Origin of the sequence: Amycolatopsis acidicola, assembly GCF_007713735.2 — a bacterium.
GTDB classification, from domain to species: domain Bacteria; phylum Actinomycetota; class Actinomycetes; order Mycobacteriales; family Pseudonocardiaceae; genus Amycolatopsis_E; species Amycolatopsis_E acidicola.
In genome coordinates this window covers 72,820-83,020 of record NZ_VMNW02000031.1, presented here as the reverse complement: position 1 = coordinate 83,020, position 10,201 = coordinate 72,820, and the positions used below count along the sequence as shown (strand labels likewise).

The window sequence follows — 10,201 nt, the reverse complement described above, 5'->3', positions numbered from 1 at the left end:
GGCCACCACCAGGCACCGGATCGACGGGTCCTCCCCGGCCTGAGCCAGTGCCGCGCTGAACTCGTCCTGCGCGATCCGGTTCAAGGCGTTGTGGGCCTCGGGGCGGCAGATCTCGATCAGCCCGACACCCGAGCCGGCATCTTCGAAACGCACCAGCGGTTCCACGCCACCACCTTCGTTGGTCGTGCCCTACACTAGACATTATTACAGATATTGTCTTGTGTATCATCATCACGTAGCCGCCGGCTCCCGGGAGGTCAGCGTTGCACCGGACCAAACATCGGCTGTGCCCGTTGTGCGAAGCCTCGTGCGGGCTCCTCGTCACCGTTTCGCCGTCGGGTTCTCTGGCCGCCGTCGACCCCAACCCGGCGGACCTGCTGAGCGCCGGGCATTCCTGCGCGAAAGGGCTGGGGCTCGCGGCGATCGACAACGATCCCGACCGGCTGCGGACACCCCTGATCAAACGGAACGGGCGGTTCGAGCCCGCCGGCTGGGACGAAGCGTTCGACGAGATCGCCCGCCGGTTACCGCCGCTGCTGGCCGAGGACCGCAACGCGGTCGCGATCTACACCGGCAACCCGGCGTCGTTCAACCTCGATCACCAGCTCTACCAGGGAACGCTGCTGGTCTCGCTGGGGACGCGGAACGTGTACTCACCCTCGATGCTCGACACGATGCCGAAGCATTACACCCTCGCCGCCCTGTTCGGCACCGGGATGAGCTTTCCCGTGCCGGACATCGACCGCACCAGGCTGCTGGTCATCCTGGGCTCCAACCCCCTCGTGTCCAACGGCAGCACGATGTCCGCGCCCGGCATGGCGGGCCGCCTGCGCGCGCTGCAGGAACGCGGCGGCCGGTTCGTCGTCGTGGATCCCGCCGCCACTCGGACCGCGCGGGCCGCCGACCTGCACATCCCCATCCTGCCCGGCGCCGACGCCTGCTTCCTGCTCGGCACACTGTCGGTCATCGTCCGGGAAAACCTCGTCGACCTCGGCCGCGCGGCGGACTTCGTCGACGGCCTGGACACCATCCGCGAGCTCGCGAAGCGGTATCCGCCCGAAGTCGTGGCCCCCGTCTGCGGCGTCGACGAGCACACGATCACGACGCTCGCGCGGGACATCGCGACGAGCGAAGCCGCCGCCGTACACGGCCGGATCGGCACCTGCACCCAGGAATTCGGGACACTCGCCAGCTGGCTCGTGGACGTGCTGAACATCGTCACCGGCAACCTCGACCGCGAGGGCGGCGTGATGTTCACCCTCCCGCCCGCCGGAGGCCCGACCACCTGGCCGGCGAGCCGCAAAGGCTGGCCACACGGCCGCTGGAAGAGCCGCGTCCGCGGGCACCCCGAAATGGTCGGCGAGTTCCCGGCCGCCTGCCTCGCCGAAGAGATCGACACCGAGGGCCCAGGCCGGATCCGGGCTCTGATCACCGTCGCCGGCAACCCGGCACGCTCCGTCCCGAACAGCGCCCGCCTCGAAAAAGCGCTGGGCACGCTGGACTTCATGATCAGCGTGGACGCCTATCTCAACGAAACCACCCGCCACGCGGACGTGCTCCTCCCCCCGCCCCGCCTGGCCACCCGCGGGCAGATGGGCCTCACCACCAACCTCTATTCCGTCCGCAACGTCGCCCGGTACTCCGCGCCGGTGACCGAACACGGCCCGCACGAAATGCCCGAATGGCAGACCATCCTCCGCCTGGCCGCCATCGCGCGCGGCGAGTCCACCCGCCCGATCGGCGAACTCGACCACGAAGCAGCCGTCTCGGCGGCCCGCCGCGCGGCGAAACTCACCGGCCGCGACGTGGATCAGGTGCTCGCCGCCGTCGAACCTCGCACCGGACCCGAGCGCCTCCTCGACATGCGCGTGCGCAGCGGCCCGTACGGCGACCGGTTCGGGCAGGTACCCGGCGGACTCACACTCGCCGACCTCGAAGCGGCGCCGGACGGCATCGACTTCGGGCCGCTCCGGCCACGCCTGCCGGAGGTGCTGCGGACACCCAACGGACGCATCCAGCTCGCGCCGGAAGAACTGGTCGCCGACCTCGCCCGGCTCGACGAGGGGCTGACCCGGCGCAGGACCGGCCTCGTGCTGATCAACCGGCGTCAGGTACGCACCCTGAACTCGTGGCTGCACAACGCATTGCCTCAGCCTGACGCGGGCCACTACGCGCTGTTCGTGAATCCGCGGGACGCCGCCGCCCGCTCCCTGTCGGACGGTGACCTCGCCCGCGTCCGGACGAACGCCGGCGAGGTCACCGTCGAAGTGCGCACCACCACCGAAGTCCGGGAAGGCGTGGTGAGCCTCCCCCACGGCTGGGGCCACGACGGCGGCTCGCTGGGCGTGCCGGCGGCGGAGGCGGTCCCGGGCGCCAATGTCAACCTGCTCGTCGATGACGTGTTCCTCGAACCCCTCACCGGAACCGCCGTCCTCAACGGGTTTCCCGTCGAAGTCGAACCAGCGTGACGGAGGCACCCATGGCTCGCCAGCTGATCAACCACATCCTCGCCGGCACGGCACACGTACTCCGCGACCCGCGCGTCGAGCTGGTGCTCGAGGCGCTGTACACCCGGGCGCAGCGGGCCGCGGACGAGAAACGGGACGCGCCCGCCGAAGACCCGGATGCCATGGGCGACTTCGGCTACTCCCTCAGCCCTACCCAAGGAGAGCTCCTCTACCTGCTCTGCCGCGCCACGCGAGCGCGAACCGTGGTGGAGTTCTGCAGTTCGGAAGGCGCGACTGCCATTTACCTTGCCGCGGCGCTCCGCGACAACGGCGGCGGGACGGTGATCGGCGCGGACTCGCGGCCGGATCGCATCCGCGCGGCGCGGAATAACCTGGCCGACGCCGGTCTCAGCGAGTACGCCGACCTCAGGTGCGGTGAGCCCGAGGAGGTCCTGGCGGACGTCGAGGGCCCCATCGACCTGGTCTCCGTCGACGGGTGGCCGGAGCTCGCCGCACCGTCCAGGGCCCGCCGCACGATGGAGGTTCTCGTCCCGCGCCTGCGGTCCGGCGCGCTCGTGCTGAACGACGGCCGGGAGCCCGACTACCTCGACCTGGTCCGGGCCGCGGACAGCCCACTGCGCACCACCGTGGTGGACATCGGGCTGTTGTCCGTCGCAGAATGAGACAAGAGACAAATTGCGTCTTACGTAAATCGGGGAGAGCGATGCAGGAACACACTGACGGCACGGCGGTTCCCGTGGCGCACGAAGCGGAGCTTCCCCAGCCCGGTTCGTTCGTGACGGTCGACGTGGCGGGAGCGCCGCTGCTGGTGGTGCGTCAGGACGACGGATCGATCGCCGTGCTGTCCAATGTGTGCCGTCACCGCGGCGCCCGCGTCGAACTGCAACCCTCGGGCCGGCGCAAAATGTTCAGCTGCCCCTACCACCGCTGGTGCTACGGCCGCGACGGCGGCATCCGCTCCATGCCCTTCGACGACGGCTTCATCGGCGTCGACCGCGTAGACCGCTCACTCCTGCACCGCGCATCCACAGTGCGCCACGGCATCGTATGGACAACCACCGAACCCGGCACCGAACTGGACCTCGACACCGACGCACTGGCAGCCCTCGACTCCACGACCCTCCTACACACCAGCCGAACACAACTCGACCACACCCTCGACGACGCACGAGCCACACTCCCCGACGGCACCTCCGTCAACGGCCTCCACATCACCGACTCGGGCAGCCACCTCGAAGTACGCACACTGTGGGCAAGCGGACTGCGCGGCGAAACCTCCGAACTGGCCCTCTGGATCCTCGTGCCCGCCGGAGCACCGGCGACCGACCACGACGCGGCTGAGGCCCGCTGGCGAAGCCTCACCGCCTAGGTCGTTTCCCAGCGGTCCAAAAGCGCGTGGTAGCGGTCGAGATCGTTGCCACGTAAGGCATCCCCATGCGCGAGCCCGACAGCAGCGACATCACGCGGCAGCCGACCAAGGCTCGCCGGGCGCTGGGCCGGGTCGGCGGCCAGCGCAGCGGGCCCGATGCCCAGCTCCGCCGCCCGGTTGAATATCGCGTCACCGACGAGCACGGCGTTCCCGGGTTCGTAGTGCAGGGCGATGTGTCCCGGCGTGTGCCCTGGCGTGTGGATCACCCGCAGGCCGCCGGCGCCCGCCACGCTGTCCCCATCGCGCAGAAGCACGTCGGCGGTGACCGGGGTCCAGTGCACCAGCGGAACCCGGTCGAGCAGCCGGCCCGCGAAACCGGCACGCCCCGCGGGCGGCACCCGGCCCGCCGCGAGCCAGGGCGCGTCGGCGGCATGGATGAACAGCCGCGCTCCCGTGCGCGCCGCCAGTTCCGCCGCTCCCTTGACGTGGTCGGGATGGGCGTGCGTGAGCACGACGCGACGAATGTCCGACAGGCTCCCGAGCGCCGCCTCGATCCGTTTCGGCGCCGACCCCCAGCCCACGTCGACCAGCGTGTAACCCTCGTCGCCGTCGAGCAGGAAAGCGTTGTCCCGCTTGGTGGTCGCGAGGCACCGCACTCCGGGCGCGATCTCGGTGGTCATGCCCCGCCTCCCTGCGGCAGCGCACCGGATTTGAGTGTGTCGAGCAGTTCGATCGGCAGATATCCTTGTTCCGCCAGCCTTGCCAGCACGCCGCCGCTGGCCAGGATCTCCAGTACCAGCGGCGGGAGCGGCGCGGTTCTCCCTTCGATCCCGGTGGTTTCGTTCGCGTAGTCGCCGGTGGCGATGTCGAAGCGGCCGAAATCGCCGTCGGAGAACAGGTCCGTCGCTCCCGGCACGGTGAGCGCGGGCAGCCCGGAGTTGATGGCGTTGCGCAGGAACAGGGAATTGAACTCCTCCGCGACCAGCGCCGCCACCTTCAGCTGCCGGAACAGCGCGGCCACCGGCCGCGAGGACCCGACGCCGAAGTTCTTGCCCGCCACCACGATGTCGCCCGGCCGCACCTGGTCCGTCCATCCTGGACGGACCTCGTAGAACACGTGCCTGGCGGCCTCCGGGATATCCATCTTCATCGCGAACGCCGGGTACATCGCGTCCGTGTTGAGCGAATCTCCGAACACCCACACCCGGCCGCTGATCGTCGAGCTCATGCCGAAACCTCCCGCGCGCCGGTGATGACCCCGGCGACGGCGGACGCCGCGACCGTCGCGGGCGAGGCCATGTAGATCTCGGCCTCGGTGCTGCCCATCCGGCCCGTGAAGTTGCGCGTGGACGAAGTCAGGCAGACCTCGCCGGGCCCGACCACACCCAGGTGGTAACCGAAGCAGGCACCGCAGGTCGAGTTGGTCACCACCCCGCCCGCGTCGGCGATGTCCTGCAGGTAGCCGCGTCGCATCGCCTCCCGGTACACCTCCTGCGAGGCAGGGGTCACCAGCAGCCGCACCCCGGGCGCCACGGTTTTGCCGCGCAGCACCGAAGCCGCGATCCGCAGGTCCTCCAGCTGCCCGTTCGCGCAGGAACCGATGAACGCCTGGTCGATCCGCCGCGACTCGATCCGCGACACCGGGACCCCGTTGTGGCTCACGGTTCCCGGCCGCGCCACATAGGGTTCCACTGTGGACAGATCGATCTCGCGAACCTCCACATAGGACGCATCGGGATCCGCGTCGGCCGCCGTGTAGCCGGTCACGCCGCGTTCGGCGAGAAACTCGCGGAGCACGTCGTCGGCGGCGAAGGTCGCGAAATCCGCGGACACCTCGGCGGCCTGGGTGGCGATCGTGCGCCGGTCGTTCATCGGGATACTCGCCAGCCCCGGCCCGCCGAACTCGAGGTTCTGGTTGGTCGCGTCGCCGTATTCGGCCGCCAGGTAAAGGAAAATGTCCTTCCCGCTGACGCCGGCGGGCTTGGCGCCGACCAGTTCGTAGCGGACCGTGGGCGCGACCTGGAACCAGGTCGAGCCCGTGCACATGATGGAGTACACCTCGGCCGGGCCGAGGCCACGGGCAGCGGTGTTGTAGGCGCCGGCGGCGCAGGTGTGCGAGTCCGTGCAGGCCAGCACTTCGCCGGGCCGGGCGAGCCCGTTCTCCGCGATCACCTGGTGGCAGATCCCGTGCCGCCCCACGTCGAAGAACCGGGAAATCCCGAAATCCGCGGCGAATTTGCGCGCACGCGGCCCGCCCTCGGCGTCCTTCAGCGACGGCGCGGGCACGGCGTGGTCCATGACGATCGCGACCTTGTCCGGGTCGTGGATGCGGGACGGCGGCAGCCAGACGGTCGCGAACTGCAGGTCGATCAGCACGCACAGGTCGACCTCGACGGTCACCGTGTCCCCGGGGCGCACGGACGGCAGCCCCGCCTTCCGCGCCAGGAGTTTCTCGATCATCGTCATGCTCACGGCACTCACCTCGCGTACTTCTCGCCGGCCGCCGACCATTCGGCGAGCCCGACCAGGTTGAAGAAATCCCCCGGGCTGCTGGGCGCGAGCTCTTGCGGGTCCCGCCCGGCCAGCTGCGCCAGCCCGCTCACCATGCCCCACGCCGCGGCGCCCAGCGCGAGCGACGGATGGATCGCGATCGCGAAACCCAGCTCCCGCAGGCGTTCCGCCGACTCCAGCGGCGTCAGCCCGCCGATGACGAGGTTGAGCAGCAACGGCGCTTTGACCTCGGCGGCGATGCGCTCGATCTCGTCCGTCCCTTGTGGAGCTTCCACGAAGAGCACGTCCGCGCCCGCTTCGGCGTAGGCGTTCGCGCGCTCGATCGCCGCGTCCAGCCCCAGCGGCGCCCGCGCGTCGGTCCGCGCGATGACCACCAGATCCGGGTCGGTGCGGGCGTCCAGCGCGGCCCGCAGCTTGACCAGGAACTCGTCGGTCCCGATCAGTTCCTTGTCCGGTAAGTGCCCGCACCGCTTCGGGAAAGCCTGATCCTCCAACTGGATCGCGGCCACCCCGGCCGCTTCGTACTCCTGCACGGTCCGCACCACGTTCAGCGCGGCGCCGTACCCGGTGTCGGCGTCGGCGATCAACGGCACGTCGCCGAGCACCCTGGCGATCATCCGGGCGCGTTCGGTCATCTCGGTCTGCGTGACCAGCCCGATGTCGGGCAGGCCGAACCCGGACGCGGCCACCCCGGCCCCGGTCAGGTACCCGGCCGTGAATCCCAGCCGCCGCACCAGATGCGCGGAGATCCCGTCGAACACCCCTGGCGCGACAACGAGTTCGCCGCTCTTCAACCGCGCGCGCAGTGCGGCGCGCGCCGTGGTCGTGGTCATCGGTCCCTCTCAGTCCAGCACGCGCGCCACCGGCGGCGCGAGCAGTTCGGTCAGCTCACCCAGGTCGTCGAGGGCGTCCAGGCCCAGGACCGCGTCCTCGATCGCCGCCAGGCGGGCGGGCGGCACGAGCGGGCCGGCCAGCGCCCGGTACTTGCCGACGAGTTCTTCGTCGGTCACCGGATCCGACGGGCCACCGTGGGGTTGCGTGATCCGCCGGTGCAACGCCGTACCGCCGGCCAGCGTGATCGTCAGCTCGGTGGCGAACCGTTCCGGCGCGGGACCGTTCTCGATGGCGTCGTCCAGCTGGACGTCGACCCGCTCCAGCAGCGCCCACACGTCGTCGGCGTCGAGGCGGGAATCGGTGAACTGCTGGGGCATGACCGTGCCGTCCAGCAGCGCCACCACGGCGGCGTAGCCGAGGTTCATCTGCGCGCCGATCGGCGTCAGCGGCCGCTCCGGCTTCCACCAGCCGTGGTGGTAGACCGCGTCGCCCACCCGGATTTCGATGCGCTCCACCGCCGCCGGATCGATCTCGTGTTCCGCGCGCAGCTCCAGCACCGCCTGCACGGTGCCGTGCAAACCCCCTTGCGCCGCATAGGATTTCACCATGATCACGTCGGTGTGCCACACCTCGCCGAGTCCGGCGGTGATCTGCGCGGGATCGGGGTCGTGGCCCTCCCCGAAGACGGCGAGGAACCCGCCGTACGGTCGGTCGAACACCTGCTTGATCCCGGTATAGCCCGCCGCGGCGAGCCCGGCCGCGTAGAAACCGTTGCGGGCGGCGAAACCGTGCTGCATCCGCTTGGACATCGCCTCGTACTGCGCGGCCATCAGCCCGCCGGACTGCGTGCCCGCCATCCCCAGCGCGTCCTCCAGCCGCGCGGTGTCCAGCCCGCGCAGTTTGCCGGCCGCCATCGCCGCCGTATGCGTGCCGAACACCGGTCCGGAATGCCAGCCGCGCGACAGCATCTCCGCCCCGTGCAAGGCGAGCCCGACCCGGGGCCCCACCTCGAAACCCGCGACCGCGGCCGTGAGCGCGTCCGCGCCCGTGCCGCCGGTGGCCAGCAACGCGGGCAGGATCAGCGAGTTGCTGTGCAGTGGCGCCAGCGGATGGAAGTCGTCCAGCTCGAAGCCCTGGATGAATGTGCTGTTCAGCAGGACGGCCGCGGGTGCGCTCGTCGTCCGGCCGGTGCCGATCACGGCGGCGTCGCCGGTGCCCTCCAGCGCCAGCACCGCGTCGGCCGCCACCCGCGACCACGGCAGTTGTGCCCCCACGAGCCCGCACGCCACGCCGTCGAGCAACAGGTGTTTCGCCCGGTTCAGCGTCTTTTCGGGAATGTCTTCGGCCCTGAGCCCGGCGACCCACTGCGCCAAGGGCACGGTCACGGAAGTCGTCATGGTCGTAGTGAAACCCCCGGGCCGGGCGCACCCGCCGAACTGCAAGGAATGTCCGCTGCCCGGCGTGTTGTCGCAGGAATGCGACGGATCAGCCGCCGGTGCCGAGGTTTTCCGGGGTGACCGGGGTCCACAGGTCGGCGGGCACCAGGCCGGCCGCGTGCCCGTCGCCGTCCAGCAGGCGGCCCCAGGACTTCACCGGGCGCAGCACCACCCGCTGGTCCACGACGGTCACCTCGGGCAGGGACCGGATCCGCGCCAGCAGCTCGCCGAGCTCGGCCAGCCGGTGCAACTGCACCACGACGAACAGGTTCGCCATGCCCACCACCGACAGGCAGATCCGCGCCTCCCGCCAGCCGCCGATCTCCCGCCCCGCCTCGTGCAGGCCGTCGCCGGAGGCTGAGAGCCAGAGGATCACCTGCGCCGGCCAGCCGCCTTCCCACCGCGCGAAATCGGTCCGGAACGCGAGCATGCCGCGGCGCACCAACGCCGCCATCCGCCGCCGCACCACGTGCTCCGGCACACCCAGCCGCTCCCCGAGATCCCGGTAGCGCGCCCGCCCGTCCGGCTGCAACGCCAGGAACAAAGCGCGGTCGCTCTCGGTGTACGCCTGGCCGCGGTTCAACGCCGGCTTACCCGGCGGCTCGCCGTCTCGCACCGTGCGCTCTTCGCCCGCGCTGAGCGCGCCGAGCCGCCAATGCACGTCGCTGTACCAGACGATCCCGATGTGCGTGCGCACCTTGGCCAGCCCGTCGATCGCGGCCGGGATGCCGAACAGCAGCGTCGTCAGCTCACGCATGTCCGTGGCCAGCACGAGCGCTGCCACGTCATGGTCGCCGCTGGTCAAATACACGGACACCACATGCGGAATCCCGGACAACGCGCGCGCGACTGTGTCCGTCCGCCCCGGCACGGCCGCGATCTCGAGGACCGCACCCACCAGCGCGGCCTGCGGCCCTGGCACCGACGACACCCACGCCAGCCCCGACGCCGACAACCGCTGCCAGCGCCGCGACACCGTCGCGGGCGACAACCCGAGCGCCGGCCCCAGCGTCTCGAAACTCACCCGCGGGTTGACGTGCATCGCATCCAGAATGGACACGTCGACCTCGTCGAAATCCGCCTCACGTCCCACCGCGCCATCATCGCGCAGCCTTCCAGCCACGGCTACCGCGCGCGGATCCGTCTAATGTGGACGGATCTTCGTGCCTGCCGCCTTCGTGAAGTGCTCGCCGGGTGGTGGGCTTCCCCGCCACTCGCGCTGTCAGACCGGATACGCCACGGCCCTTCAGCGCGTGGATCATCAAGGCGGCGAGACCAAGGCCCTTCCGCGTCACGCCTTCTCGCAACTGCAGGTTGGCACCGATCACGGCCTGCCGCCGGGGCGCGGAAGTCGCGGCGCTCCGGGAACGCTCCTTTCCCGATCACGTCCAGGGCATGGGCCACGGCTCCCAGCGGCCGGAGCCGCAGTGATCCCGTCGACGAGGAGCCCGGTCGTCGTGCCGCCGCAGAAAAGCACCTCCCGTTTGTCCGGGAAATGGCGGAAGAACGCGCTTTTCGTGAGCCCGGCGCGCTCCGCGTCCGGGTCGCCGCCGGTGGTGTGGGCGTGTTCGCCGTCCAGCTCG

Annotated in this window: 10 protein-coding genes; 3 read left to right on the top strand and 7 right to left on the bottom strand. The window is 70.5% G+C overall.

All coding sequences use genetic code 11. From position 1 onward, the window contains the following. On the bottom strand, positions 1–153 hold a 153-nt coding region (locus FPZ12_RS47110), incomplete at its 3' end, for an enoyl-CoA hydratase-related protein (RefSeq protein ID WP_424923625.1). 110 nt (positions 154–263) lie between these two features. On the opposite strand from FPZ12_RS47110, the gene FPZ12_RS21365 reads away from it, so the two are divergent. The 3 genes from FPZ12_RS21365 (at position 264) to FPZ12_RS21355 (ending at position 3,837) form a co-directional block, all read left to right on the top strand. Continuing rightward, the gene (locus FPZ12_RS21365) at positions 264–2,468 is read left to right on the top strand and encodes a molybdopterin-dependent oxidoreductase (RefSeq protein ID WP_150980438.1); all 2,205 of its coding nucleotides are present in this window, start codon (positions 264–266) and stop codon (positions 2,466–2,468) included. An 11-nt stretch (positions 2,469–2,479) separates the two neighbouring features. After that, positions 2,480–3,130 carry an O-methyltransferase gene (locus FPZ12_RS21360; RefSeq protein WP_144749208.1) on the top strand — a complete coding sequence of 217 codons (651 nt, stop codon included), beginning with the start codon at positions 2,480–2,482 and terminating at the stop codon, positions 3,128–3,130. A 74-nt stretch (positions 3,131–3,204) separates the two neighbouring features. Next, the gene (locus FPZ12_RS21355) at positions 3,205–3,837 is read left to right on the top strand and encodes an aromatic ring-hydroxylating oxygenase subunit alpha (protein WP_166462852.1); all 633 of its coding nucleotides are present in this window, start codon (positions 3,205–3,207) and stop codon (positions 3,835–3,837) included. Here FPZ12_RS21355 and FPZ12_RS21350 read toward each other — a convergent pair. From FPZ12_RS21350 to FPZ12_RS21325, 6 genes are all read right to left on the bottom strand, one after another. Then, positions 3,834–4,517: an MBL fold metallo-hydrolase gene (locus FPZ12_RS21350; protein ID WP_144749206.1), complete on the bottom strand. Its 684-nt coding sequence runs from the start codon at positions 4,515–4,517 to the stop codon at positions 3,834–3,836. The genes FPZ12_RS21355 and FPZ12_RS21350 overlap by 4 nt on opposite strands. After that, positions 4,514–5,065 (bottom strand): LeuD/DmdB family oxidoreductase small subunit, encoded by a 552-nt coding sequence (locus FPZ12_RS21345; protein WP_144749205.1) that lies wholly within the window; start codon positions 5,063–5,065, stop codon positions 4,514–4,516. Before FPZ12_RS21345 ends, FPZ12_RS21350 begins: the two co-directional genes overlap by 4 nt. After that, positions 5,062–6,303: a 3-isopropylmalate dehydratase large subunit gene (locus FPZ12_RS21340; protein WP_243769951.1), complete on the bottom strand. Its 1,242-nt coding sequence runs from the start codon at positions 6,301–6,303 to the stop codon at positions 5,062–5,064. Before FPZ12_RS21340 ends, FPZ12_RS21345 begins: the two co-directional genes overlap by 4 nt. Before the next feature lie 11 nt (positions 6,304–6,314). Beyond that, positions 6,315–7,181 (bottom strand): isocitrate lyase/PEP mutase family protein, encoded by an 867-nt coding sequence (locus FPZ12_RS21335; protein WP_144749203.1) that lies wholly within the window; start codon positions 7,179–7,181, stop codon positions 6,315–6,317. A 9-nt stretch (positions 7,182–7,190) separates the two neighbouring features. Beyond that, positions 7,191–8,579 (bottom strand): MmgE/PrpD family protein, encoded by a 1,389-nt coding sequence (locus tag FPZ12_RS21330; RefSeq protein WP_144749202.1) that lies wholly within the window; start codon positions 8,577–8,579, stop codon positions 7,191–7,193. An 88-nt stretch (positions 8,580–8,667) separates the two neighbouring features. Beyond that, complete coding sequence (locus tag FPZ12_RS21325) at positions 8,668–9,711, bottom strand: Lrp/AsnC family transcriptional regulator (protein ID WP_208025941.1); 1,044 nt, start codon at positions 9,709–9,711, stop codon at positions 8,668–8,670. Positions 9,712–10,201 lie beyond the last annotated feature (490 nt).